The sequence below is a fragment of the Bacillus sp. FSL R10-2201 genome, from assembly GCF_038008665.1.
Lineage (GTDB): Bacteria > Bacillota > Bacilli > Bacillales > Bacillaceae_G > Bacillus_A > Bacillus_A mycoides.
This window is the reverse complement of sequence record NZ_JBBOZP010000001.1, coordinates 2057371-2084369: the sequence shown is the minus strand read 5'-3', so window position 1 is coordinate 2084369 and position 26999 is coordinate 2057371. Positions and strand designations below refer to the sequence as shown.

The window sequence follows — 26999 nt, the reverse complement described above, 5'->3', positions numbered from 1 at the left end:
TTCTTTTCATATTTACATCTCCTCAGGTGCCCCTACCCCAAGTAAACGTAATCCCTCTTTTAATACAACCGTCACAGCGTAAGCTAATGCGAGTCTACTCTCTTTCTCTTCGTTCTCTTCTAATATACGAACATTTCCATAATATTTATTGAACGCTTGTGCTACATCTAATACGTATTTTGAAATAGTAGATGGCTCATTTTTGTTGAAGGCCGCTTCAATTACTTGCGGGAATTTATTGAGTAATTTTACTACACTCCAGCTGTACTCGTCTTTTAATTCAAAAGTACACGTTTCAAATTCTACACTTTCTTTTCTTAAAATAGAGCAGGCACGCGCATGTGTGTACTGCACATATGGTCCTGTTTCTCCTTCAAATTTCAACATATTTTCTAATGAGAATTCGATATTATGCATACGCTCATTTTTTAAATCGTGGAAGATAACCGCTCCAACACCGACTTGTTTTGCCACGTCTTCTTTTTGTTTTAAATTAGGATTTTTCTCTTCAATATTTTGTTCCGCAAGTGCAACAGCTTCTTCTAACACTTCTTCTAATAAAATAATTCTGCCCTTACGTGTCGACATTTTCTTGCCATCTTTTAATATGAACCCGAACGGTACATGTTCCATACCATCGACCCAGTCATAACCAAGCTTTTTTAATACAGTGAAAAATTGATTGAAATGTAAGCTTTGTTCTGGGCCTACAACATATAACGCTTTATCAAATTCGTATGTGTTTTGACGATACAATGCCGCTGTTAAATCACGCGTTGCGTAAATAGTTGCACCATCTGATTTTCTAATTAGGCAAGGCGGCATACCTTCTTTTTCTAAATTAACGACTAATGCGCCTTCTGATTCTTCAAGTAAATCGTGCTCTTCTAAAATCCCAATACAGTCTTCCATTTTATCGTTATAGAAAGCTTCTCCTTGAAAGTTTGTAAATTCCACACCGAGAAGTTCATAAATACGAGAAAATTCTTTTAAAGACTCATGACGGAACCAATTCCAAAGTTCGACTGCTTCTTCATTTCCTTCTTCTAGTTTTTTAAACCATGAGCGTCCTTCTTCTTCTAGTTCTTTGTTCTCTTTTGCTTCTTCATGAAACTGAACATATAACTTAAATAACTCACGTATTGGATCCTCTTTAACTACTGCTTCATTTCCCCATTTTTTATAGGCGGTAATTAACTTTCCAAACTGTGTTCCCCAATCCCCAATATAATTAATTCCTACAACTTCATAACCACATTTTTCAGCAATATGTTTCAGTGAATTTCCAATCATTGTAGAACGTAAATGCCCCATTGAAAAAGGTTTCGCGATATTAGGAGAGGAATAATCAATAACTACCGTTTTTTCACAGCCAAAGTGATTTTGACCGTACTCTTCTTTCTCCGCTAAAACCGTTTTTAATACTGCATCACTTACAATTTCACGATTAAAAAATACATTTACGTAAGGACCAACGGCCTCTACTTTCGTAAAAAATGGATCACTTAATTTCTCCGCAACTTCCTTTGCGATAATAGCTGGTGATTTTTTATATTGTTTCGCAAGTGAAAAACATGGAAATGCCGCATCTCCGAATTCATCTTGTTTCGGCGTTTCGATTAAATCTAAAATTTGGTTTTGCGTTAATTCATTCGTGAAAATATTAGATAAACTTTCCGCAAACTGCGTTTTATAATCCATACTACAACCTCCTTAATTTTTAAAACACAAAAAACTCGTCTCTAAAAAAGAGACGAGTTTTAACCCGTGGTACCACCCTTGTTGTTCATTACGAACCACTTTCCCGTTTATAACGAGGACAGGGGGCCTCGGCTTACTCTACTATTCGTTCAAGAAGCATCTCCGAAGTGCGCTTCATCTTTTTCTTCCGCACTAGGCTCACACCATCCCTAGCTCGCTTTCCTTCAAAAAAAGACTACTCTCTTCATCACCGACAGTATATTTAATTAATTATTGCTTATTATACATCTTTTCAAACAATTAGCAAGGGTCAATTACACCAAAGTGAAACTTAGCACTTTTTCTTTTGTATACGTGAAAATTATGTTTTTCAAATCTAGAACTACGGAAATGATCTTTCAGAACGACACGCTTTCTCGCCACACGCTTCGCTTCCGCAATTGTTTCGTCAGTAATATCATGATACAAAGCGAAGTGTTTTAATCCTTTAATTCCATCTGATTCTATGACAGTTTCTTCAAACATCGGATCAAGGTAAACGACATCATAACTATTATCTTCACATTGTGTTAAAAATGCGTAATGCTCCGTTTGCTTCACATCGATTTGTTGCATTGCTTCATCAATTTCAGAAACAAATGAAGACCATGTTTGCAAGCCTTTTCCCATGATGTAAGCCATATATTCATTTCCTTCAAGCCCTGTTACTTTTCCGTTCTCACCAACGATATAACTAGCTACAATACTATCTGATGCCATACCGAGCGTACAATCTAATACTGTCATTCCGCTCTCTAATTTAGCAGCTTGTACAAACGGATCGTGCTCTCCGCGCATTAACCTTTTCACACGAAACATCGCTGAGTTTGGATGAAAGAAAAACGACTCTTCCGTACCTTTTGGATAAATGGCTAATCGATTTTTCCCTACGACAAGTACATCTTGTTCATACTGCTCATGCAGTTTATGTACTGGTATGTCATTACGTTTAACGAAAGAAAGATTTAATTCTGCTGCTACCTTGTTTGCATAATCTTTCATTTCTTTATTTGTTCTTCCTGCTGTTGTTACTATCATTTTTTCACCTCTATATAAAGAAAAGAGGGAGATTCACTCTCCCCCTACTTTAGCAATTCTTTTCGAAAGCTTGTTCTAAGTTTGTAATAATTTCGTCCATTGTTGCGCCTTCAATTTCATGACGGTGAATGAAGTGAACAACTTCTTTTCCTTTTAGTAATGCCATAGATGGTGAAGATGGAGGAATTTCTCCGAAGTATTCACGCATTTTTACAGTAGCATCTTTATCTTGACCTGCAAATACAGTTACAAGATGATCAGGTTGTTTTTCAGCACGTACAACCGCTTGACCTGCTGATGGGCGTGCTAAACCAGCTGCACAACCACAAACAGAGTTTACAACTACTAAAGTTGTACCTGATGCATTCTCCATAAATTCTGTTACAGCTTCTTCTGTAGTTAACTCTTCAAATCCAGAACGCACTAACTCTTGGCGCATTGGAATTACCATTTGACGCATGTATTCTTCATATGCATTTGACATCTTGTATCTCTCCTTCAACTTTCATTCCAAATTTATCATATCACGCTCTATTAATAGGTGCAAAAGAAAGATAACGATGATTTCATTTTTTTGTAGGGATTTCACAAACCCCTTCACGACAGTGTCCAACTGGGACAAGTTTTCTATTGTTGGCAATATAATCGTATACTTTACTTCCAAATCCAAGTACGATAGATAGTTTTATAAAAGGTACTGCAAACCAATAAGATGGAACGGCCTTTGCTAATACGTTAATGCTATGAATTCCGTCATACCACTTATTATTTTTTAAAATATACAATCTTTGTTCCATCTTACTTTGTAATTCTTGAGAAAGTTCATACTTCTCAACTACATCTTCATCTCGAAATGAAACAAATTTCATCTTACCCTTTTTATCTAATCTTTTCGTACGTTCTGCAACCGCCGTACACATCGGGCACCAACTATCATAGAAAACAATCATAAACTATTCCCCTTTACGAGACTCCGTCATTTGCTTCCATACTGATCCTTTTGCTTCTTCGCCGCCTTCAATACGTTCTAAAGCTAAACGTGCTTGCATCGCCACTTCAAACTCCGGATCATCTTCTGCTGCTTTTAGTGCCGGAATTGCACTTTCATCACCAAGTTCAAATAAGAACATTGCTGCACGCCAGCGTACTAATTTACTTGAATCTTTCAAAGATTTAATCATAACGAACATCGCTGCTGGATCACCTACGTCTGATAAGCAATCTCCTGCTGTACGACGAACGCTTACTGAACGATCTAATAACGCTTTATATAATAACGGCAATACTCCTTCACCTTTTACCATACCTAAATAAGCTGTTGCTAAACGGCGGATAGATACTTTCTCATCATCTAATGCCATTTTCAATACCATCATATCTTCTTCCGTTGGATCCATTTGTTCTAAAGCTGCAAAACGGTTTTTCCAGTCAGAATCTTTCATCATCTCTTCTGTTACTTTATATGGCTCACGCTTTTGAATCGTTACTTCAACAGCACCTGCTTGATCTAATAATTCTTTAACCGTTTCATTTACACGTTCTTCTGAATAAGCAGCAATAATTTCTTCTACTACTTCTTTCCCGATTTCTTCAAAATTACCGTAACGTGTACTTTGCTCTACCCACTTACGCTCTTTCACAACGTTAGGTGCAGACATTTGCACTTTCATAATTGATTCTTTAAAACGATCAGGTAAACCAACACGCTCTTCTGAGGTTCCATCTGTTAACTTCACTTGCATCGGAATTGTAAAGAACATTTGAACAAACACTTTCACTTCTCCAAAATGAGAAAGTTGTTGTTCTTCGCTTTCTTCCACTATTTCTTCACCGAAAACAGCACGAACTTGTTGTAATAAAACTTTCCAGTCATACTTCGCATTTCGCTCCACTGCTAAAAAGTCTGCAACATGATACACACCTTTAATGCCTTCAATCTTCAAAATTTCTTGCACTTGCACTGGTGCTTGTTCTTTATTTTCATTTGTATAATTATTACGCGCTCCTGATGGTAATACTTCATTCAAAATAACTTTCATTGTATTTGGACTTGGCGTCGGTTCAATTGCTTTAATCTTCACGTAAAAAACTCTCCTTTATTGCGTGTTCTTAGCTGTATTGTAACATGTTACCCCTTTATACTCCTACTCGGATGCTTAATTTTATTGATTTCTTCCCATCATCATACTTTCTCTTTCCACCTAATTAATCCGAAACTATCATTAAAATTCTAATATTATTGCGATGCACTCTCCCGCCTTCTCTCTAAAAATGTAATATTCTCAATCAGAACTTCAGTTCTATATACTCTCTTTCCTTGTTCATCATCGTAATTACTCGTATGAATACGCCCTGTAATCCCAACAAGTGAGCCTTTCGTACAATATTCTGTTACATTTTCAGCCGACCTTCTCCATACAACACAATTAATAAAATCTACTTGTTGCTCACCTAAACTATTTCGAAAACCTCTATTCACCGCAACACATATTCGTGCATAAGCGACACCTTGTTTTGTGTAGTATAATTCTGGCTCCTTTGTCAATCTACCGATTAATACAACTCGATTCATCATAAGTTATACCACCTCACATATTTTTCTTCATTGTAAAGAAAAATGTTGGAAGGGTAAAAAGCGCAAAATGATATGTTTGTAAGCAAAAATTATTACTTTATATCTTACAAATCAAAAAAAGAAACCCTACATAGTATAAACATGTAAGGTTTCCAAAAATATTATACTTCACTGCAAGATATGTAATATCCTCCCCGGGCCATCTTTATTTCAGCGCGGTACATTACATTTTCTAAGTAGAAAGTAATCGGTTTAACTTTACTCTCAATTTTTAATTGTTCATTACATTTAGCCGCATAGCTTTCAATAGCTGAACGAATAACTTCTGCTGATGGATATGTTAAAGCGTCATCTAGTTCTATGAAAAAACTTTTAGAAAATAGTTTTTTCATAATCCCTTTTTTCTCTTTCATCATATTCCATCCCCCTTCAATTTAAGTCGCCAACATCCATATTTTCAATTTATCTTTAAAAATAAAAAAACCTGCACATTTCATGCAGGATTTTTTATTAGTCATTTTTCGTAAAGTAAGAAACGAAACGAAGAATTTCTAAATATAACCATACTAGCGTCATCATTAGACCCATTGCACTGTACCACTCCATATATTTTGGAGCTTGGCTACGTGCACCATTTTCGATTAAATCGAAATCTAGTAATAAATTTAATGCAGCAACTACAATAATAACTGCACTAATGATCATACCAATTGTTCCACCTTGGTGAATATATGGAACAGAAACACCGAACATGTTTAATAAGAATACGATTAAATACATAACCATAATTCCCATTGTTGCTGCCATAACACCTGTGCGGAATTTATCAGTTACCTTCACTACGCGTGTTGCATATAAAACTAACATCGCAAATAGAATTGAGATTGTTAGTAATACAGCGTTTAAAACGATAGAATCCTGAAATTTCATTGCATAAACTGCTGAAATACTTCCTAACACTACCCCTTCTACTGCCGCATAAATCGGTGCACCAATTGGTGATATGCGCGGGAAGAAGATAGATGCAAATGCAACGATTGCCGCAATAACTAAAGCACCAATTAATACTGGCATTTTCATCGTACCATTTGACATCTGTATGTATGAATAGACAGACGTTGCAAGCAGCAAGATAAGCATGATAAACGTTTTGCCTACTGTTCCGCCAATAGTCATCGCAGAAGTATTTGCTCCCTCTTTACGGAATGCCTCTTTTTTCAACATTGGATTAGATGTTCTCATTTTTTCCCTCCTAAAATAGGTTCTACCAATAGTGTAAAGTTTTTCTCTTTACTTTTCAATATATGCAGCTTGTTTTTATTTTAATCCTTCAACGATGTCGGATAGTTCACTCCATCGTTCCATCGTTTTTTCTAGCTCTTCTTCTATCTTCTGCCCTGCTTCAGATAATTCTTGGGCCTTTGTGAAGTCAGATCCAACATTCGTAAGTTCTTCTCCAATTGATTCAAGTTTCTCTTCTAGTTGTGCAATTGTATCTTCAATTGTTTCCCATTCACGCTGCTCATTGTAAGAAAGTTTACGTTTACGTTGTTGTTTCGGAGCCTCTTCTACTACTTTTTTCTCCTTTTGAACTTCTGCTTTCTCAATGAGTTCTCTCGTTTTTTCCATTTCTAAATACTCTGTATAACTACCTAGGAATTCACGCACTTCGCCTTCGCCAGTAAAGATGAACAATTCATCTACTACTTTATCTAAGAAGTAACGGTCATGCGATACAGTTAAAACGACACCTGGGAAATCTTCTAAATAATCTTCTAGCACTGTTAATGTTTGTGTGTCTAAATCATTCGTAGGCTCATCAAGTAATAGTACGTTTGGTTCTCCCATTAAAATACGCAATAAATATAACCGTCTTCTTTCGCCACCAGATAGTTTACCAAGCGTTGTTCCATGTGAATGCGGTAGGAATAAGAAACGTTCTAACATTTGAGATGCGCCAATTACTTTTCCATCTGTCGTATGAATAACTTCCGCAATTTCTTTAATGTATTCAATCATACGCTGGTTTAAATTCATCTCTTCATTTTCTTGCGTATAATAGGCAACTTTTACAGTTTGTCCTACTTCAATTTCACCACTATCAGGAGAGAATTTTCCTGCAAGCATATTTAATAGTGATGATTTTCCGCTTCCATTTGCTCCGATGATTCCGATACGATCACCAGGCTTCACAATATGATTAAAGTTATGTAATACTGTTTTATCACCAAATTTTTTCGTTACATCTTTTAATTCAAGTACTTTCTTTCCTAAACGACTTCCACTTAGTGCAATATCAACTGATTGCTTCGCTGCTGGTCCTTCTTGTCCCTTTAGCTCATCAAAACGCTGAATACGCGCCTTTTGTTTCGTAGAACGGGCTTTTGCACCACGGCGAATCCAAGCAAGTTCACGACGATATAAATTTTGGCGTTTTGATTCTTGTGCCGATTCCTGCTCTTCACGAAGTGCTTTCGCTTCTAAAAATGTACTGTAGTTTCCTTCGTAGCTATACAGTTTACCGTTATCTAATTCAAAAATACGGTTTGTCACACGATCTAAGAAATAACGATCATGGGTTACAAGTAATACCGCACCTGTATATCTTGCTAAATATTCTTCTAACCATTCAACTGTCTCATGGTCAAGGTGGTTCGTAGGCTCATCCAAAATTAATAAATCAGGTGTTTCAATAAAACATTGCGCCATTGCAATACGCTTTTTTTGTCCACCAGATAGGTTTCCAACAGTTGCTGTAAAATCAGTAATTCCTAATTTCGTTAATAACGATTTTGCATTCGCATTTGCTTCCCATGCACTCATCGCATCCATACGTTGCTGCACTGCAAATAATTGTTCCTGTACTTTTTCATTACTTGGATCTTTTTCGATATTTAATAACGATTGTTCATAATCACGAAGAAGACGAATTAAAGGTGTATCACCATGGAACACTTGCTCTAATACTGTTAGTTTTTCATCAAACTCTGGTTGCTGTGATAAATAACTAATTGTATATCCGCGTGAATGCGTCATATCACCTGTATCAGGAGTTTCTAATCCTGCAATAATTTTTAATAACGTTGATTTACCAGTACCGTTTACACCGATAATTCCGACACGTTGTCCTTCTGTAATACTACATGATAATCCATCAAATAACGGTTTTTCTCCGTATGATTTCGATAAGTTCTCCACAGTTAACATTTTCATATTTGTGCATTCCACTCTTTCATAAATTGTTCAATAAACTGTTCCATATAACGATGACGAACTTCAGCCTCTTGTTTTGCTGCGTTCGTGTTCATTAAATCTTTTAGTTTTAAAAGCTTTTCATAAAAATGATTTAAAGATGGATCATTATTTTTTCTATATTCATCTTTCGTCATCACTTCTCGAGGAGGGATAGTTGGATCATACATTAATCTCCCTTTCGCTCCTCCGTATGCAAACGTTCGAGCTATTCCAATTGCACCAAGAGCATCTAAACGATCCGCATCTTGAACAATTCTACCTTCAAGTGACTCAACTGTGCCACCATGACCGCCCTTATAAGACATATTGGCGATGATATGAAGAACATGCTTACTTTCATCTTCTTCAACACGTAACTCTTCTAACCAATCAGAAACTTTTTTCATTCCTGCTTCTTCACTCTCATTTAACTTCTCATCTGCTACATCGTGAAGTAATGCTGCCATTTCAATTATAAAACGATTTCCCCCTTCTTGCTCGGATAAAGAAATCGCCAATTTATGTACGCGTTCAATATGATACCAATCATGCCCACTCGCATCTTTTTCTAAAATATGCTTTACGAAAGTTATTGTTTTTTGTATTTTTTCTTGTTTTATCATTTTATCTTCACCCAGTTACTTATTGTAACACGCCCGCATTTTTTCATCACATATTTTCTTGTCCGCCCATACACTAGGTGGTAGGCATCATTATGAAGGAGGAATAAAAATGTTCTATAATAACCAACCGCCTTACCCACAACAACCATTTTCCCCTCAACATCAGGAACAAAGATATGCCGAACAATATGAGGAGCAAGAGACACAACATCAAGAGCCACAATACGAACAAAATCCATACGCAACACCGCAAACTCAAGGAGCTGAATATCAACAAAATCCATATGACACACGTCCAAATTATGAATATCCTCAAAACCCATATGCAGCATCACCAACTCAAGAACAACAATATCAGCAAAATCCATACACAACTCAGTACACTCAAGAACAACAAAATCCATATGTACCGCAGCGCACCCAAGAACAACAATATCAGCAAAATCCATATGCAAATCAGCCACAACAGCCAATGTATCAACCAAACTCCGAACAACGTGTCTCACCACCTGCACCACCAACTATCGATCCGACGCAACCACAAATTTTACCGCCTGGTCCAACATTCGATATTACACAGCCACAAATTTTACCACCAGGACCTATTACAGAACCAACACAACAACAAATTCAACAAGTTGTCGGTACACAGTTTTTACCTTTAAAGAAACCTGTACTAGATTTCGTAAAACCTTGGGTAGATTACGGTTTAAATGAAGCAAAACATACATCACATCAACACGCTTTAACTGAGGTTGCTGCAATTATGTTCTTAGTTGGTAAAGGATTCAACCCAACGATTGCTCATTATATTGTTGAATCTTGGGAGAAGAATGAGCAGTTTTAGAATTGTTGATTTTAAAAAACATGAAAACCTCAAAAATGCCAAATCCCTTATGTCACAAAGGATTTGGCATTTTTAAGTTTCTAGAAAAACCCGCTAAATATAAAGAGGAATTAAAAGTCATAAATCCGGTACAATACTGTATCCACGCCCAAGGAACTGTCAAATGAAATGACGTGTCTAACTTTTTGGAGTCTATTGACCTTTTCAAATCCCCTTATATTAATGCTCGCTATTAAGACCTTCTCCTTCTAGGACCTACAATTAATTTGATTGCTGTTCTTTCTTGATTATCGATAGTAACCTCTTGAAACGCTGGAACAAGAACCAAGTCAATGCCACTTGGAGCTACAAAACCTCTTGCAATCGCAATTGCTTTAATCGCTTGATTTAAAGAACCAGCTCCAATCACTTGGATTTCTACTTTGCCACTTGCTCTTAGTACGCCCGCTATTGCACCTGCCACTGAATTCGGACTTGATTTTGAGGATACCTTTAATATATTTTCCATGTAAGTTGCTCCCTCTATTATTTAATCTCTCTTTTCTTACTGTTTGAAATATAACTAACGTATCTTTAACTACTATTCGAAATAAATACAAACAATTCTGTATAATTACATTCATTCGATATTTTTTGCCTTCTTCCTGCACAACTACATAAATAAAAAGCGACGACTAAGTTAAAAACTTAATCATCGCTTTATCCATTTCTCTGTTTCACTAAAATGCTGTCCTTTAAATACTTCTCTTCTTTACTTTGGCGATATACTATCTTAAAGTTTAAATACTTCAACATTTTAAAACCTTGGATAGAGTTATCTGCTAAATATTCATCTCTTTTCTTCTCCAAAATTCATTACATAGAATATTCTAACTCCATTTTTTTGAAAACTATATCTCCTCATTAGAGCACTTTATATTATGCCAGCTTTTTATCCCAAATCTATTACCTTATATATGGACAAGTATACACGCCAATTGCTTTTCGATTGCATAAACTACTATGTGTTATACATTTATTAATAATAGGAGGTAATATATTGGGTTCATACTATCATTCTTCAAGTTCATATAAAAGATCTTCATGCCACTCTTCTTCTAGTTCATATAAAAAATGTTCGTGTCATCAATCTTCCAGTTCGTATAAAAAATGTTCATGCGACCATTCACATAAATCATCTAAGCCTGCTTACGGCACTTTTTGGCAAACTGAGTTTATAACTGTTCCTTTTGGCGGTTCTTTTCCGTTTAATCACGTTGGCCCTTTCGCAGGAGGAGTTTCCTTATTAAATCCGACTACTATACAATTTAGTAAAGCTGGTGATTATAGAATTTCTTTCATTTCAAGTATTAACACTACGTTAAATCCTGTATTTCCCCATATTCCAGTCATAACTATATTTTTAAATAATAATCCACTTGCTAATAGTCAAGGTGATTTCGCTTTTCAAATGAATACTTCATCAAATAACGAATGCCTTCAACTAGTTGGCGAAACTATTGTTACGGTGCCTGCTAATTCAACTCTTCAACTTAGAAATAATAGTGGTTTCAATCATCAAAGTATTGTAACTTGTGATAATGGTATAAATTCAGTTGAATTAACAGTTACAAAACTAAGTTAATACTATTCCCTCACATTCAGATACTAATTTAGTATCTTTTTTTATTGCATAACGTTTTTTTGATTCCTATCGTCCTCTTATAGAACATAAACTCCCATTTCACTTTTCTATTCATCTAATAAACATGAAAAAGTGCCGAAATCCTTCTGCCACAAGAATTCGGCACTTTTTTTATTAAAACCGATTCATTCTTTCCTACTTCTCCACATAAACCGATTTAACTATCGTACGATTATAAGGTTGTCCTTCCTTATTCATTCCTTTCATATCAATTGTAACGTTATATACACCTGGCTGTTCTATATTTTTCAAAGCACCTGTAAATGTAGTTGTATTAATGTTTTTCGATTCATTTGATTCAGAAACTAATTTTCCATCTTTATTAATTACTCGTACTGTTACTGAAAGATCGCCTTTCATTTCTGGAGCTACAGGTGATTTTTTGAGTTTATACTCTGCTTTATTTACTTTAACCTTTGCCGGCATTTGAAGGACGAACGGAGCATCTTTTTTGTAATCGGTCACGATTAAATATGCATCTTTCGGCTGCTTCGCCATCATTTTAACTTGCCATTCTCCTGCTTCCATTTTATCAAATTTAAATGTTCTTATAGTGGCTCCTTTAAAGAGAGATTCACCTTCACCAGTAGATACAGCACTATCTTTATTTGTATAAACTTTTCCTTTTGGAGATATTAGTTGTATTTCTACATCTGAAGAAGCTGTTAAAATAGAAACTACCCCTTCTGCTTTTTTATCAACTGCGACAGTTTGTCCTACCCACTCATTTTGTGACAACTCTCCTCCTAAAATAGCTTGATTAGAAGTTGTGTTTAATTGTTCTACCTTATCCTCTGAACTATTACTCGGGGCTAATAAAGCTGGTACTGGCACATTTACTGTCCGTAAATATGGTTCAATTCGTGCGAAAACGGCTGAACCTTTTCGTATATTATCATGATCAAATCGTGAATCTGTAAATAAATGTGTTCCATATGGTAACTTAGCACTCCATTCGTTCACCAATCCATCATTAGAACCGTATGATGACAAATACAACCCGCCCATAGATAGTGCTGAAAAAACAGGTCCCCAGCTTGTCCCAGTAGCCGTATAGTAACGGTTTAATTTAGCTGCAGGATTATTATCTATTGTAGAACGAAACTTTGCCATTTCACCTATTTGCAATGAATATGTCCCATCATCTTTTTGACCTAATATAGAGGCAAGCCATCCTGCCCACCAACTATATGATAAATCCGCTAAATTGGATCCGTAATGCGGAGTGGCAAGAGTAATAACATTTCCAACAAATCGATTCGCTCCATATCCAACTAACGCAGCTTGTGTATCAATACCACCTTTACTGTGAGCTACAATATTTACTTTTTTGCCAAAATGATTATAAATCTCTTCAAGCTTTTGTGCTAACAATTTTCCATTGTCCCATTGGCTAGCTGATCCTTTGCCCGCGGCATCATATAATTGAATAAATACAGTTTGATAGCCTGCTTTCAAAGCATAATCGTACATATCATTCATCTCATGATATACTGTCTTTCCATACCAACTATCCGCATTACCATTTCTTCCTTGTACAAAGAGAATTGGTGTTTTATTCTCATCATAATTAGCAGGTTTCTGACCTAAAAACCATTCTCCAGGAGTAAATACTTCTTGATCTGGAAAGCCAGTCTTAAGCTCTGTTACAACCTCCGCGTGTACATTTGCACTAAAAACCAGCGGACTCATAAAACAAAGTACAATAAATAATGCGATACTCCTTTTCATAATTCCCATTAACATCCCCCTTTTTCTCCTGAAAGAAAACGCTGCCATTCCGTTGAACACCAATTGTTTTAAATTCCATTTAATCAATTACTTTTACGTTACAATATAATAAGAAATTAATAGCCGCATTCCTTTCTTATCAAACGTTATTCTCTCAACATTTCTTCATTCCTTTTTACAATAAGCGTTTTGAATATTTCTCAATAAAGCTTTCTCTTTACAAAAAAAACTGCGTATAAAAGGTCTCTTTAATAACCTTTTATACGCAGCTTCTTTGTTTAAAACTCGATGATGTACTCATCATCATATTTATCGTATTGCAAACCCGCTCCTATTTTGAATTCTGTAACTTGATCTCTTAGAAATGGTGCATCTTCTATTTTACTAGTTGCTATTTCAATCCCATATTTTTTTGTTAAATGCGCTAATTCTATTAAAAACCATTCTCTTCGTAATACGACTGGAATATCATACGTTCGTCTTTTCATATATACTAGCACCTCTTCTATTTTCATTATTGAAAAGAATATCAATTCTACTTTCGATACACTTTTTAAAACTATCGTTCATCATCAAAGGCCAATGAAACATTATAGTATATGCATGTCCGTTTTAAACGTGCTATGGCAAAAATAATATTAAAAAACTTAAAAAGTCTTATTTAGTTTACATAAAAAAATTATGTAATAGTAAAAGGGGAAGGCTTGTCCCTCATCCTTTTACTATCAAAAGCTAAATTAAGAACATCTTGGTACACCTAAAGCTAAGAATAAACCTGCTACTCCTGCTGTAATTGGCACTTTCAACGTAATAACATCGTCTACTTTTGTTACTAAAAAGTAAGCATTCCCTTCTTGTAACACGCAATTCACTAATAATTGAAATTCCATTCAAATCTCCTCCTTTCAATCGATATACTATAATTTATGAAATCTCTTTTAAAATGTAATAGTAAATATATCTATTTTTCCTTATATACTAAATAAACGTTTATACATCTATTAAAAATATTAATTTTCTAAATTAATATAAAACGTGTAATATCCAATAAGTCCCTATATAATCAATAGAGAAAATCTTACAAATGGAGGTATGAAAATGGCAGTTTTGAGTAATATTGGTGTAGCTTTATTTTTTATAGCTTTTATTCTTTTAATCTTATGTATCATTTCATTCTTTAAGAAAAATGGAAAAGCAAAACAATATGGTCGTCCTACTGTTATTCTTTTTATGATTTCAATTATATTAATAATGACTGGCTCAACAAAATCTGAACACCCAGTCGTAGAATTTTTTTCTACTTTAAGTTTCATTCTATTTATATTTTTCCTTGTTCTAGCAATCTTATCTGTAATTAAGAAAACCGGTGTAGCAAAAAAGCAATTTATAATTACAGCTGTTTTATTTGTCATTTTTGTTGCGCTATCAGGTATTTCAAGTCCTTCTTCTGAAAAAACGACAGTAACGAATAAACAAGTCGCTTCTAATAGTGAAGAGAAAAAAGATGACAAAAAGAAAAAGGAAGTAGAAAAGAAAGAAGCGGACGAAAAAACTCGTAAACAACAAGAAGATGAAAAACGCCAAGCCGAAGAGCAAGCTCTTAAGCAAGAAGATGAAAAGCGTCTAGCTGATGAACAAGCTCGTAAACAACAAGAAGAGCAAAAACGTCTAGCTGATGAACAGGCTCGTAAACAACAAGAAGAGCAAAAACGCCAGGCTGATGAACAAGCTCGCAAACAACAAGAGGATCAGCAAAAAGTACAGCAAGCTCAAACACAACCAGCTGCAAGTAACAATAGTAATGTAACTTACAAAAATTGTACTGAAGTTAAAAATGCTGGAAAAGCTCCATTATATAGAGATCAACCAGGTTATAGCTCTAAACTTGATCGTGATGGCGATGGAGTTGCATGTGAAAAATAGTAGTAAAAAGAAGCTTCTAGTAAGCTTCTTTTTTTATTATCAGAAACTATTGCGACAAATTACCCTCCCTCTCCCTTTTATAAAACTCATTTTATTATTCTCAAAAATGACACATAATAAGTGATTTAAATCACCACATTGATTTTAATTTAACGCTATTCTTAATTTAGATATTACATTTAAACTTTATGGAGGCATTCATATGAAACATACATTTACTGAAACTTCAATTATCGGTGAGATTGTTACACAATTCCCGAAAGCTAGTGACTTTTTTAAATCATATAGAATAGACTTTTGTTGTGGTGGTAGTAGACCACTTATTGACGCAATTAATGAAAGAAATTTATCGGCAACAGAGGTAATTACAGAGTTAAATACACTTTATAATAATACGAAACTATTAAATGAATCTGAAATTGATTGGAAAAATGCTTCATATCGTGAATTGATTGATTATGTGATTAATAAGCATCATCGCTATTTAAATGAAGAGTTGCCACAGCTAAGTCCCTATGTGACGAAAGTATTACGCGTTCATGGAGCAAATCAGCCTCATTTAGCTCAAATTCATAAACTATTTCATGAACTTAAAATGGAATTAGAACAACATTTAATTAAAGAAGAAACGGAAGATTTCCCGTTAATTTTAGAATTCGAACAAAATCCAACTGATGAAAACTATGCAAAGTTACGTAAAGTAGTAGACGAATTGGAGGATGAACATAACCACGCTGGCAATATTATTAAAGAACTTCGTAAGGTGACAAATGACTTTACTCCACCAGAAGGAGCTTGCGGCACTTATCGCCTTGTTTACCAGCGCCTTGAAGCCATTGAATCTGATTTATTTGAGCATATTCATTTAGAAAATAATATTTTATTTCCGCGTGCAATTACAAAAGCATAAATAAAGTGCAGGACATGAGTATAAATGCTCATGTCCTGCTTTTTCATTGTGTGAAAAATATTTATACTTCCCCTCCCCCTCTACCCATATCACCAAATTCTCTTTCGCTTCTCCCTTCACATAAATCCGAATTTTAACAATTTGTGAATCATTATAAAAATGTGATAAATATCACATCTTCCCCTTTTTTGATTTTCTATAATGAGAATATAATATTTTGTTCAGCATTTCACATAAAAGGGGAAATGAATATGAAAAAACGTTTAGTTATGATTGGAAATGGTATGGCTGGAATACGCTGTATGGAAGAAATATTAAAACATGATAGTGATTCATATGAGATTACTATTTTTGGAGATGAACCACATCCAAACTACAATCGCATTATGCTCTCTCATGTTCTACAAGGCAAAACAAATATGCAAGATATCATTATGAATGAATATAGTTGGTACGAAGAAAACGAAATAACTTTATATACAAACGAGAGAGTTCAAAGTATTAACCGCGAAGAAAAGGTCATTGTCACAGAAAAAAATCGTACTCTTACATACGACAAACTCATTATCGCAACAGGTTCTAGTGCTTTTATTTTACCAGTTGAAGGTTCCACCCTTCCTGGTGTAACAGGATTTCGAACAATTGAAGATACACAATTTATGATGGATACCGCTAAAGAAAAGAAAAAGGCCGTTGTCATTGGTGGTGGATTACTCGGTTTAGAAGCCGCAAGAGGTCTTATTGACTTAGGAATGGACGTACATGTTGTTCATTTAATGCCTAGCTTAATGGAACAACAACTAGATACGAAAGCAGCTTCCCTATTGCGTGAAGATTTAGAAACGCAAGGCATGAAGTTTCTAATGGAAAAGAAAACTGTAAAGATTCTTGGTACAGACCATGTTGAGGGCATTCAATTTGAAGATGGTGAAGTTGTAGATTGTAATTTAATCGTAATGGCTGTCGGAATACGCCCAAATACTCAAATAGCAAAAGATGCTAGTTTACTTGTAAATCGCGGCATTGTAGTCAATGACTATATGCTAACAAATGATGAATCCATTTATGCAGTTGGGGAATGTGCAGAACATGACGGTATCGCATATGGACTTGTTGCCCCTCTTTATGAACAAGGCGCAATATTAGCAAAACATATAACGAATTTACAAACTAATGGATATACGGGCAGCATCGTCGGTACACAGTTAAAAGTTGCAGGTTGTGATTTATTCTCTGCTGGTCAAATTTATGAAGATGATCAAACGAAAGCAATTTCAATCTTTGATGAATGTAAACGTTCCTATAAAAAAGTATTAATTCGTGACAATAAAGTCGTCGGTATCGTTTTATATGGTGATGCAACTGATGGTACACGCCTCTTTAGCATGTTAAAGAAAGAAGAAGATATACAAGAATATACAGCCGCTTCCCTTCTTCACAAAGCTGGTGAAGAAAGTGAACTTGACGTTGCTACAATGAGTGCGGATGACACAATTTGTGGATGTAATGGCGTTACGAAAGGTACAATCGTTCATGCCATTTTAGAACAAGAGTTAACTACTTTTGAAGAAGTTAAAGGATGCACGAAAGCCGCAGGGTCTTGTGGTAAATGTCGTCCGCTTGTGGAACAAGTTCTAGCTCATACACTCGGAGATGCTTTTGATGCTTCTGCGCAGTCTGCTGGTATGTGCGGATGTACAACTTTATCACGTGACGAAGTCGTAGCCGCCATTCACGAGAAAGGTTTAAAATCGCCAAAAGAAGTACGAAATGTACTCGGTTTTGCACATGAAGACGGCTGTTCGAAATGTCGTCCTGCTTTAAATTACTATTTACGTATGGCGATTCCGGAAGAATATGTAGATGATAAATCATCCCGTTACGTTAATGAAAGAATGAATGGTAACATCCAGCATGATGGTACATTCTCTGTTATTCCACGTATGTACGGAGGCGTTACAACCGCAGATGATTTAATGAAAATTGCTGAAGTCGCAAAAAAATATGACGTTCCTCTTGTGAAAATTACAGGTGCGAGCCGAATCGGCTTATATGGTGTTAAGAAACAAGATTTACCTAACGTATGGGCTGACTTAAATATGACTTCTGGATATGCGTACTCAAAATCGCTTCGTAATGTAAAATCATGTGTTGGTTCTCGCTTCTGTCGTTTCGGTACGAAAGATTCTTTAGGACTTGGTATGCTCCTTGAACAGTCATTAGAAATGGTAGATACACCTCATAAAATGAAAATGGGTGTAACGGGTTGTCCACGTAACTGTGCGGAAGTACTGACGAAAGATTTCGGCGTTGTGTGTGTTGAAAATGGATTCCAACTGTATATCGGCGGAAATGGTGGTACGGAAGTACGTGAAGCTGATTTTGTAATGATCGTCCCTACTGAAGACGATGTCCTTCGCATCGCTACAGCTTACATGCAGTATTATCGTGAAACTGGTATTTACGGAGAGCGTACTGCCTACTGGACAGAACGTTTAGGCTTCGATCACATAAAAGAAATACTACAAGATGCAAGTATGATTACTACGCTAAATGAACGTTTCCAAACAGCTCGTAGCACATATACGGAAGCTTGGGGACAAGCACTAGAAACGAAGTCTTTAAAAGCGATGTATGAAGTAGAAACTGTGAAATAAGGAGCTGTGATCTATATGATACAAACGAAAGAAAAAATAAAAGTTATGCGTGCGGAAGACCTTCCTATTCAAATTGGTAAAGAGGTACAAATGAAAGGTATGTCTATCGCCCTATTCCGCCTTTCAAATGGCGATATTCGAGCTGTAGAAAATCGTTGTCCTCATAAAAACGGACCGTTAGCGGAAGGAATTGTATCTGGGGAATTCGTCTTTTGCCCACTACATGATTGGAAAATTTCATTACTAACAGGTGAAGTCCAAAAACCGGATGACGGTTGTATTCAAACGTACGAAGTAGAAGTTATTGACGGTGACATTTATATAAAGTGAAACTTTAATCAGCAGGGATTGGTTCATCCCCCGCTGATTATTAGCCCTCACCAATCGGGCTTTTACGGACAGTTGATCCCCACCTAACTACTTTGCTTTCGCTGAATTTTGAGGTAGGAGTCTTACTGCCCGGCAAATAGCGGGATAAACATGTAATTTACGAAAGGAAGCCTCCTCTGGCTTCCTTTTAAATAAAAAATGATGAGGTGCGATTATGAACGGATATGTATATTTAGTTGGTGCAGGACCAGGTGATGAAGGGCTTATTACAAAGAAAGCGATAGATTGCTTAAAGCGTGCAGATATCGTTTTATATGACCGTTTATTAAACCCTTTCTTTCTTAATTATTCAAAAGAAACATGTGAATTTATTTATTGCGGAAAAATGCCAAAGAATCATACTATGAGACAAGAAATGATTAACGCTCATCTCCTTCAATTTGCACAAGAAGGAAAAATCGTTGTCCGCTTAAAGGGCGGAGATCCATCTATTTTTGGCCGTGTTGGTGAAGAAGCAGAAACTTTAGCAGCAGCGGACATTCCATATGAAATTGTACCAGGTATTACATCTAGCATCGCCGCTAGTAGCTATGCAGGTATCCCCCTCACCCACCGCAACTACAGTAATAGCGTTACTTTACTAACTGGGCATGCAAAAGGTCCTTTAACCGATCATGGAAAATATAATTCATCCCACAATAGCGACACAATTGCCTACTACATGGGTATAAAAAACTTACCTACAATTTGCGAAAACTTACTACAAGCAGGAAAAAAAGACGATACGCCAGTAGCAGTCATTGAGTGGGGTACAACTGGAAAGCAACGCGTTGTCACAGGAACACTTTCAACCATTGTTCCTATCGTCAAAAACGAAAATATTTCTAACCCTTCTATGACAATTGTTGGTGATGTCGTTTCCTTACGGGATCAAATCGCTTGGAAAGAACGTAAACCATTGCATGGTAAAAAAGTTTTATTTGCATCCGCAACAAATAAAACCAGTTTCATAAAGCAAAAGTTACAAGAATGCGGTGCAGAAACATATCAAATTCCAACTTTCAAAAGGGAAGAATACACATTAACATCTGAACAAATCAATGAAATTTTTAACGTTGATCGCCTTGTATTTTGTTCAGCTGAAAGTGTAGAAATCTTGATGCGATCATGTAGTAAACACCAGAAAGATATTCGTTCCTTACAGGCGAAACTGCAGTATATGAACGTTGCCACTCAAGAAAAACTTATGCAATATGGGCTACTAAGTAAACAAGCAGAGTTCTCTTCCGGTACAACTATTTATTTAAGCAGAAATATTAATCGAATTGCTTTTATTCAAGAGAAAATTGGTGCTGGCTCCTATATGATGACTCATGAGTATACAATTGATCATCGTTTCGATGAAGTCCATTCTCGTATGCTTTCTGAATTCTCATGGGATAGCATTGTATTTGAAGGACGTGCTTCTATTGATACGTTTCTAGCAGAAATAAAACGACTTGGCTTTATCGATATTCTTACTCTTCCCTTCTCGTATACCGACATTCCAACGTTACACTATGCGAATAAAGTTGGTTTTCATAATGTAGATGAGCAATTACAAGACATGATTATGAAGAAAGATTTGGTGGTACGATGAAAGGAATTGTATATGTTGGACACGGTAGTCGCCTGCGAGAAGGTAATGAACAATTCATTCACTTTATTCAATCTGTTATGAAAGAACGTAACGAAAGGAGTCAAAAAATAGCTTTTCTAGAACTAACGACACCTACCATTTCGGATGCAGTTACAGAAGCAATACTAGAGGGTGCAACTGAAATAATGATTGTACCTGTTTTATTATTTGCAGCAGCTCACTATAAACGTGATATTCCTTTTGAAATAGAGCAACTACAAAAGAAATATCCTCAAATAACATTTTCAGTTGTACCACCTTTTAGTACGCATCCACATATGGTTGAACTTGTAGTGAAAAGAATACGTGAAACTATGCCAAAGCAAGATAGTAGCGTTTTACTCGTAGGACGAGGCAGTAGTGATCCACAGCCAATACATGAGTTACAACAAATCGGAGCAGCGGTCGAACGAAAACTCGGTATGCCAGTATCGTGCTCCTTTTTAACGAAAGGAGCGCCCTCTTTTACTGCTGAGCTCAAGACGATAACATCGACTGCGTCCCATGTATATGTCATGCCCTACCTTCTCTTTACCGGTTTGTTGCTTCAAAAAATTAAGTTGCATACAAAAAAATATGATCACATCACGACTTGCAACTGTCTTCAGTTTGATACATATATGAAGTTAACATTATTAGAACGAATGGAGGAATGTGTGTATGTATAACATGTGCCCTCTTATGTTTAATTTAGATAAAAAAGTAGTTGTTATAGTTGGTGGTGGTAAAATCGCATATCGGAAAGCGTCTGGATTAAAAGATACAGGCGCTTTTGTCACCGTTATCAGCCCAGAGATTTGCGAGGAAATGAAGGAACTTCCTTATATTACTTGGAAGCAAAAAACTTTTAGTAATGATGATATTAAAGATGCTCACCTTATTTATGCAGCTACAAATCAACATGATGTCAATATGATGGTCAAACAAGCCGCACATGATTTCCAATGGGTTAACGTTGTAAGTGATGGCACAGCATCATCCTTTCACACACCTGGTGTCATCCGAAATAATGAATATATTGTAACGATTTCAACTTCCGGTAAGGATCCATCGTTTACAAAGCGTTTGAAGCAGGAACTAACATCTATATTTCCTAAACTTATAAAAAAGCTTTCTCGTACTCACAAATAATAATCTATTTCCTAGCTAAAATAGTAATTACCTTTGGACAAACGTTTTTTAGAAGCGTTTGTTCTTTTTGTTTTGGTTCCTTTTTTGAATTAAGCCGCTTGATTATCAGACATGGTACAATTGTAAACGACACCCAATATATCAAAGACTGTTTTCTTCTCATATCGATGGGATTCCCGTCCATCATTTACCGCCTCAAGTCTATCCGTTTTTGCACGTATATTCAAAACAAAATATATGACAAATAAATAACGACAGTTACTGTAATAATGCTGAAAAGTGTTGAAAATAAAACGATTTGTGCATGTAGTTCAGGCTCTATTTGATACTCCATAGCAATAGTTGCTGTATTTCTTGAAGTAGGAAAAGAACTTGCAATAAATAATGATTGTGCAACAATACCATCAATGTTTAGTAGGTATATCATGGCAAGTGCTAATAATGGTCCCATCAATAATCTTCCAATTAAAGCCCATGTTATGACTCGATGGAAAAAATTAAGCTTAATGTTGGATAATTGCGCTCCTAGCAATATGAGTGCTATTGCAACAAAACTATTCGCAAGCTGATTAAGAGGTAGAAAGATAGAATTAGGTATTTGAATTGTAAAAGATTGAAAGAGAACCCCTAATATGAGTGCATGAAATACAGGCAGTCTTAGAAATGATTGAATAATACTTCCGATTGTTTTTGTTGCTGATAGTAAGTTATATATCCCGTATGAATAAGTTAAAAGATTCTGGAAAATCACAATGAAAATCTGAATGGAAACCCCCACTGGATTGTGACTGAAAATCAATTGACTTACTGGTAATCCATAATTACCGGAATTCATTAACGAAATGCTATTTTTTAGAGCTGCACTTTCTCCTTTTTCTAACTTTAATGTTTTTGAAATGAAATGACTTACTATCATCACACTCAGACTGTAAAGTATTAAATAGTATATTATCTGGAGCAACAAACCTGTTTCTATACTAATATCATATATATTCACAAATACAGCCGCTGGCATCAAGCAATAAGTAATAAGTGTAGATAGCTGCTTTAAGTTAAATTGGAACTTTCTTTGTAAGATTGCACCAATTAGAATCAATATTAATATTGTTAATATCACGTCTAATATAATAAAAACAAACATTTAATACCCCATTCTAAATACATTATAGTTGGATTAAACTCTTTACTAAATATGGATACAGTTAATTCAAATGTAGCCCCTGACGCTACCCAAAATACCATTTGAAAGCATTCGTATACAGGATTTTATCGGTAGCTTGTTCATCAAATAGCTGTTGAATCAATTTGATATCTCCATACTCAAAAGGTCTTTTTGCTCTTGTAGATGGTAAATCTGTTCCAAACATAAGTGCATCTGGGTTAACTTCATAAATCGACTTTAAGGCATTCTCAACATCTAATTCGACACGACCAAAACCAGTAGCTTTCACATGTACCCCTTTATCAACTAGTTTTAATAAATGTGGTAAACCTTCTTCTGATAACCCTAAATGGTCAATTGATATAGCTGGTAACTTTTCTATAGTGGATGCAATTTCGGGCAACTCTATTGCATCCATATAAAGCTCACTATGCCATCCTACTAAATCATGAACTCTTCTAGCAAAGTAATCCAGCTTCGATAAATCTTCTGAACCACCTCTTTTAATATTAAAGCGTAATGCTTTTACCCCATTTTCATTTAAATTTAGTATTTCTTCATCCGTCACTGTAAAAGGTAATTGTGTTACGCCACAAAATGTTGAACCCAACTGTTTTAGTGCCTTTAATAAATATTCTTGATCAAACCCTTGGAAAGAACCAGATACGATCGCTCCACCAATTACATTCAAATTAGGAGTTTCATTCTGATAATCTTCTACAACAAAGTTGGGTGGAAAATACCCTTGGTTCTCAATAATCGGAAAATTAAAATCAACAATATGAAAATGTGCATCAAAAATTCTCATTTCATTTCCCTCCCCTCTCTTTTCTTTAACATATCAAATATGACTCATAAAGAAAATTATGGATTATTTATACAAATTCATAATTTTATCTTATCGACCTAAACTTTATTCTTTATTTTAAGTGGACTTTTTCACAATATCCATTAGCCTTACCAAAAAATCTGGCCCTAAAAAATATGAAATTTTTTCTTGTTATAAATACCTTCATATATTTTTAAAATTTCTGGATATTTCTATATATTCATATATAGTTTCTTAGAAAATGGCGACTATTTATCGATTCGTTAGCGATCAATAGTCATCGTTTAATTCAAAAGTTATTATTTTCGTTCTCGATATATTCCGAATGTTTTATGAGGATTTTTCGTTTGTTCATTTCAGTCTTATAACAATCGTACTGTTGCTTTTACTTTGGAAACTTTCAATAGACAAAAAACAGAGTTCTCGATTGTGGAATTAGATTTAAGTTCATACATTTATCTCTTAATATCTTTATCTGTAGGCAAAACAATTGCAGCTATTATATAAAGTAACACCGTAAATCCACTAGTAAAAAAGGCTGATAATGCAGTTACTATTCGAAGGATACTTACATCAATTCCATACTTATCGCTTAAGCCACCTAATACACCTGATACTTGTTTATCTTGAGTGGACTTATATAATTTTTTCATCTAAACACCCCGATCCAATTAAATATTTGTATGCTAAAAATTAGTTCTACCTTCGGAAGAGATTTAAACTTTCTTTAACTAACCCTTTAATTGAATAACATCTGATATCTATATTTTAACATAAAATTCCATAAAACTTCTGTTTTTCATTTTTAAACCACATTATTTTAGAATACAAGTGTTTGTTAAGTTAGCAATAAAAAACATATCGAAGCCTATTACTAAAAGAACCCTCCTAGATTACTTTAGGAGGGTTCTTTTTCTTTATTAATGATTCTTTAACATCACTAACAGCTTCTCTTGGCTATACATCCATACTGTAATGATTAAACAAGCAAGAGCGACTTCTGATAACGCCATAAATCCAATTGCATAATGACCTGTTAGTTGGAATAGTAACGTTAAAATTAATGGTGGGAAGAACCCTCCTAATCCACCTAAAGCTGACACAACCCCATTTACAATCCCTGCTTGCTCAGAGAAGTACATTGGAACAAGCTTAAAGATTGTTCCATTTCCAATACCTGCACAGAATGCAACTAGTAAGCAACCAAATGTATACACGTTCATACTAGGCATGAATGATAAAACAATACCAGATAGTGTTAAGCCGATAAATACGAAGATTAATATTTTAAATGGATTAAATTTATCACCGAGCCAACCACCAATCGGGCGCATCATTGTTGCTAATACGATGAATCCAGCTGTCCGCATGCCTGCATCTACTTTCTCTAATCCGAAGTGAGATACTAAAAAGTTTGGTAAATATACTGTAAATGCAACAAATGATCCAAATGTTAAAAAGTAAAAGATACATAGAAACCAAAGTTTTTCATTTTTATATACACCTTTTATTTGTTCCATTAATGGTGTATTCACCTTTTTTTCCTTACGATCGCCTAATAAAAAGTTCATAAGTGCAAATGCTGCAAGTAAAACTAAATAACACTGTACTGTTGTTCTCCAGCCAACTGATGTCGCAATTACAGGTGCTAAAAATGAAGTAATTGCTGTTCCAGCGTTACCCACACCGTAAATACCATTTACAAAACCGTGACTCTCTTTCGGGAAGTATTTCGGTAGAGAAGTTACTCCTACAGAGAATACAGCACCACCAATCCCTACAAATAATCCACCAATAATTAAATCCATCATAGAATTGGCAACACTAATGTAAAAGACAGGGAATAATAAAAGTATAAAACTAATAAAGAACAATTTTCTTGCTCCGTAACGATTTGTCCAATAACCAATTGGAATGCGAAGAATAGAACCTAAAATAACCGGTACTGCTGTGACCATAGAAATTTGTCCCGCAGTTAATGGAATATCCGCTTTAATATATGGCATTAATGATGATAAGATAACCCATACCATAAAACCGATAACTAGATTAGAAGTTTGTAAACTTAATTGAAAATTAGGACTTTTCATCCTGTTCCCTCCTATGTATGCATAGTTATATTCATTCTCTCCAGCCTAATCACGTCCTAACATGATTAGGCTGAAAAGAATCAACCACCACTTACTGGCGGAATCATTGCTACTACATCGCCAGTTTGAATAATGTCATCCTCATTTGCATACTCTTCATTTACGGCGACCATTATCTCGTTTGAAATCGCTACGCTGTATTTCTTAATGAGAACTTCCTTTAGTTCAGCAACCGTAATATTTTCACAATCTATGTACAAGGCCGGCTTACTTGCTTCTTCTTGCAAATGTGCAAATAATAGTACTTCAATCATGTTCTCATCTCCCTTTCAGGCTCACCATTTGCATATGCTATTTTCTCTAACTGATTACCTATCCATGACTCACCATCTTCCCAAAACTCTTTCTTCCAAATCGGAACAATTTGTTTTATACGCTCCATAATATATTCGTTCGCCTCATAGGCTGCTTTCCGGTGTGGTGTTGAAACGGCGACAACAACAGCAAAATCAGAAATTTCCAATGTACCAATGCGATGTGTAATTGCTACATATGTCCCAGGCCACTTCTCTTCTACTTCATTACCAATTTTCTCAAGCTGTTTTTCCGCCATTGTTTTATATGCTACATACTCTAAATATAGCGTACGACGTCCTTTCGTAAATTCTCTGACGGTACCAATGAAAGTAGTAACCGCACCACACTCACACCGAATTACTTTGTTTGTAACTTCTTCAATTGAAATAGGTGTATCAATTACTTCATAATACGTATGTGTCATTTTGCACCTCTTACCTTCGTATAAGTTAGCAATCTA

Annotated in this window: 30 protein-coding genes and 1 other annotated feature; of the genes, 9 read left to right on the top strand and 21 right to left on the bottom strand. The window is 35.4% G+C overall.

Translation table 11 applies throughout. From position 1 onward, the window contains the following. Positions 1–12 precede the first annotated feature (12 nt). The 10 genes from argS to NSQ69_RS10800 form a co-directional block, all read right to left on the bottom strand. Positions 13–1701, bottom strand: coding sequence for an arginine--tRNA ligase (gene argS, locus NSQ69_RS10845; RefSeq protein ID WP_078203232.1), 1689 nt, complete (start codon positions 1699–1701; stop codon positions 13–15). 45 nt (positions 1702–1746) lie between these two features. Next, positions 1747–1961, bottom strand: a binding site (T-box leader). A 40-nt stretch (positions 1962–2001) separates the two neighbouring features. After that, positions 2002–2778, bottom strand: coding sequence for a class I SAM-dependent methyltransferase (locus NSQ69_RS10840; RefSeq protein WP_002168497.1), 777 nt, complete (start codon positions 2776–2778; stop codon positions 2002–2004). Positions 2779–2827: 49 nt separating this feature from the next. Beyond that, positions 2828–3262: a BrxA/BrxB family bacilliredoxin gene (locus tag NSQ69_RS10835; protein WP_002012568.1), complete on the bottom strand. Its 435-nt coding sequence runs from the start codon at positions 3260–3262 to the stop codon at positions 2828–2830. Between the two features lie 82 nt (positions 3263–3344). Next, on the bottom strand, positions 3345–3728 hold the full coding sequence (locus NSQ69_RS10830; protein ID WP_002085930.1) for a thiol-disulfide oxidoreductase DCC family protein: 384 nt from the start codon (positions 3726–3728) through the stop codon (positions 3345–3347). A gap of 3 nt (positions 3729–3731) precedes the next feature. Continuing rightward, on the bottom strand, positions 3732–4859 hold the full coding sequence (locus NSQ69_RS10825; RefSeq protein ID WP_002012566.1) for a conserved virulence factor C family protein: 1128 nt from the start codon (positions 4857–4859) through the stop codon (positions 3732–3734). A gap of 155 nt (positions 4860–5014) precedes the next feature. Further along, on the bottom strand, positions 5015–5353 hold the full coding sequence (locus tag NSQ69_RS10820) for a single-stranded DNA-binding protein (protein ID WP_002012564.1): 339 nt from the start codon (positions 5351–5353) through the stop codon (positions 5015–5017). A gap of 161 nt (positions 5354–5514) precedes the next feature. Further along, a complete protein-coding gene (locus NSQ69_RS10815; RefSeq protein WP_002012563.1) occupies positions 5515–5769 on the bottom strand; it encodes a DUF4318 domain-containing protein in 255 nt (84 codons plus the stop codon). Between the two features lie 94 nt (positions 5770–5863). Beyond that, a complete protein-coding gene (locus NSQ69_RS10810) occupies positions 5864–6595 on the bottom strand; it encodes a Bax inhibitor-1/YccA family protein (protein ID WP_016126856.1) in 732 nt (243 codons plus the stop codon). Between the two features lie 75 nt (positions 6596–6670). After that, positions 6671–8566, bottom strand: coding sequence for an ABC-F family ATP-binding cassette domain-containing protein (locus NSQ69_RS10805; protein WP_002127139.1), 1896 nt, complete (start codon positions 8564–8566; stop codon positions 6671–6673). Continuing rightward, the gene (locus NSQ69_RS10800; protein WP_002012557.1) at positions 8563–9210 is read right to left on the bottom strand and encodes an HD domain-containing protein; all 648 of its coding nucleotides are present in this window, start codon (positions 9208–9210) and stop codon (positions 8563–8565) included. Before NSQ69_RS10800 ends, NSQ69_RS10805 begins: the two co-directional genes overlap by 4 nt. 109 nt (positions 9211–9319) lie before the next feature. Here NSQ69_RS10800 and NSQ69_RS10795 point away from each other — a divergent pair, with 109 nt between their 5' ends. Next, positions 9320–10057 (top strand): hypothetical protein, encoded by a 738-nt coding sequence (locus NSQ69_RS10795; protein WP_059038030.1) that lies wholly within the window; start codon positions 9320–9322, stop codon positions 10055–10057. 232 nt (positions 10058–10289) lie between these two features. Here NSQ69_RS10795 and NSQ69_RS10790 read toward each other — a convergent pair whose 3' ends face one another. Both NSQ69_RS10790 and NSQ69_RS10785 read right to left on the bottom strand, forming a co-directional pair. After that, positions 10290–10565, bottom strand: a complete 276-nt coding sequence (locus tag NSQ69_RS10790; protein ID WP_002035358.1) for a stage V sporulation protein S — start codon at positions 10563–10565, stop codon at positions 10290–10292. Positions 10566–10756: 191 nt separating this feature from the next. Further along, positions 10757–10906 carry a hypothetical protein gene (locus NSQ69_RS10785; RefSeq protein ID WP_198957327.1) on the bottom strand — a complete coding sequence of 50 codons (150 nt, stop codon included), beginning with the start codon at positions 10904–10906 and terminating at the stop codon, positions 10757–10759. Positions 10907–11096: 190 nt separating this feature from the next. Here NSQ69_RS10785 and NSQ69_RS10780 point away from each other — a divergent pair, with 190 nt between their 5' ends. After that, complete coding sequence (locus NSQ69_RS10780) at positions 11097–11681, top strand: hypothetical protein (protein WP_002165905.1); 585 nt, start codon at positions 11097–11099, stop codon at positions 11679–11681. 195 nt (positions 11682–11876) lie between these two features. Here NSQ69_RS10780 and NSQ69_RS10775 read toward each other — a convergent pair whose 3' ends face one another. From NSQ69_RS10775 to exsG, 3 genes are all read right to left on the bottom strand, one after another. Next, positions 11877–13487, bottom strand: a complete 1611-nt coding sequence (locus tag NSQ69_RS10775) for a lipase family alpha/beta hydrolase (protein WP_370671436.1) — start codon at positions 13485–13487, stop codon at positions 11877–11879. Positions 13488–13750: 263 nt separating this feature from the next. Beyond that, the gene (locus NSQ69_RS10770) at positions 13751–13960 is read right to left on the bottom strand and encodes a hypothetical protein (RefSeq protein WP_002085943.1); all 210 of its coding nucleotides are present in this window, start codon (positions 13958–13960) and stop codon (positions 13751–13753) included. Positions 13961–14209: 249 nt separating this feature from the next. Then, entirely contained in the window at positions 14210–14362 is a 153-nt protein-coding gene (gene exsG / locus NSQ69_RS10765; protein ID WP_000395676.1) for an exosporium protein ExsG, read from the bottom strand. A gap of 208 nt (positions 14363–14570) precedes the next feature. Here exsG and NSQ69_RS10760 point away from each other — a divergent pair, with 208 nt between their 5' ends. The 7 genes from NSQ69_RS10760 to NSQ69_RS10730 all read left to right on the top strand — a co-directional run bounded on the left by NSQ69_RS10760 (position 14571) and on the right by NSQ69_RS10730 (position 22101). Then, positions 14571–15395 (top strand): excalibur calcium-binding domain-containing protein, encoded by an 825-nt coding sequence (locus NSQ69_RS10760; protein ID WP_078203218.1) that lies wholly within the window; start codon positions 14571–14573, stop codon positions 15393–15395. A gap of 202 nt (positions 15396–15597) precedes the next feature. Next, positions 15598–16305: an iron-sulfur cluster repair di-iron protein gene (gene ric / locus NSQ69_RS10755; RefSeq protein ID WP_078203217.1), complete on the top strand. Its 708-nt coding sequence runs from the start codon at positions 15598–15600 to the stop codon at positions 16303–16305. Between the two features lie 251 nt (positions 16306–16556). Further along, positions 16557–18962, top strand: coding sequence for an NADPH-nitrite reductase large subunit (nirB, locus tag NSQ69_RS10750; protein ID WP_341099232.1), 2406 nt, complete (start codon positions 16557–16559; stop codon positions 18960–18962). A 15-nt stretch (positions 18963–18977) separates the two neighbouring features. After that, complete coding sequence (nirD, locus tag NSQ69_RS10745) at positions 18978–19292, top strand: nitrite reductase small subunit NirD (protein WP_002127109.1); 315 nt, start codon at positions 18978–18980, stop codon at positions 19290–19292. A gap of 214 nt (positions 19293–19506) precedes the next feature. Continuing rightward, the gene (locus NSQ69_RS10740) at positions 19507–20931 is read left to right on the top strand and encodes a uroporphyrin-III C-methyltransferase (protein WP_088265722.1); all 1425 of its coding nucleotides are present in this window, start codon (positions 19507–19509) and stop codon (positions 20929–20931) included. Further along, positions 20928–21638, top strand: coding sequence for a sirohydrochlorin chelatase (locus tag NSQ69_RS10735; RefSeq protein ID WP_002127105.1), 711 nt, complete (start codon positions 20928–20930; stop codon positions 21636–21638). Before NSQ69_RS10740 ends, NSQ69_RS10735 begins: the two co-directional genes overlap by 4 nt. Then, positions 21631–22101, top strand: a complete 471-nt coding sequence (locus NSQ69_RS10730) for a precorrin-2 dehydrogenase (protein ID WP_002127104.1) — start codon at positions 21631–21633, stop codon at positions 22099–22101. The genes NSQ69_RS10735 and NSQ69_RS10730 overlap by 8 nt, the downstream gene beginning before the upstream one ends. A 223-nt stretch (positions 22102–22324) precedes the next feature. Here the strand turns inward: NSQ69_RS10730 and NSQ69_RS10725 are convergent, their stop codons facing one another. The 6 genes from NSQ69_RS10725 to NSQ69_RS10700 form a co-directional block, all read right to left on the bottom strand. Further along, on the bottom strand, positions 22325–23242 hold the full coding sequence (locus NSQ69_RS10725; RefSeq protein WP_088265723.1) for an AEC family transporter: 918 nt from the start codon (positions 23240–23242) through the stop codon (positions 22325–22327). 85 nt (positions 23243–23327) lie between these two features. Further along, positions 23328–24071 carry an amidohydrolase family protein gene (locus NSQ69_RS10720; protein ID WP_002127101.1) on the bottom strand — a complete coding sequence of 248 codons (744 nt, stop codon included), beginning with the start codon at positions 24069–24071 and terminating at the stop codon, positions 23328–23330. Between the two features lie 476 nt (positions 24072–24547). Beyond that, a complete protein-coding gene (locus NSQ69_RS10715) occupies positions 24548–24745 on the bottom strand; it encodes a PspC domain-containing protein (RefSeq protein ID WP_000737853.1) in 198 nt (65 codons plus the stop codon). 267 nt (positions 24746–25012) lie between these two features. Next, positions 25013–26182, bottom strand: coding sequence for a nitrate transporter NarK (gene narK / locus NSQ69_RS10710; RefSeq protein WP_002031603.1), 1170 nt, complete (start codon positions 26180–26182; stop codon positions 25013–25015). Positions 26183–26262: 80 nt separating this feature from the next. After that, a complete protein-coding gene (gene moaD, locus NSQ69_RS10705; protein WP_002127098.1) occupies positions 26263–26496 on the bottom strand; it encodes a molybdopterin converting factor subunit 1 in 234 nt (77 codons plus the stop codon). After that, a complete protein-coding gene (locus NSQ69_RS10700; protein ID WP_341099229.1) occupies positions 26493–26963 on the bottom strand; it encodes a molybdenum cofactor biosynthesis protein MoaE in 471 nt (156 codons plus the stop codon). Before NSQ69_RS10700 ends, moaD begins: the two co-directional genes overlap by 4 nt. Positions 26964–26999: the final 36 nt, after the last annotated feature.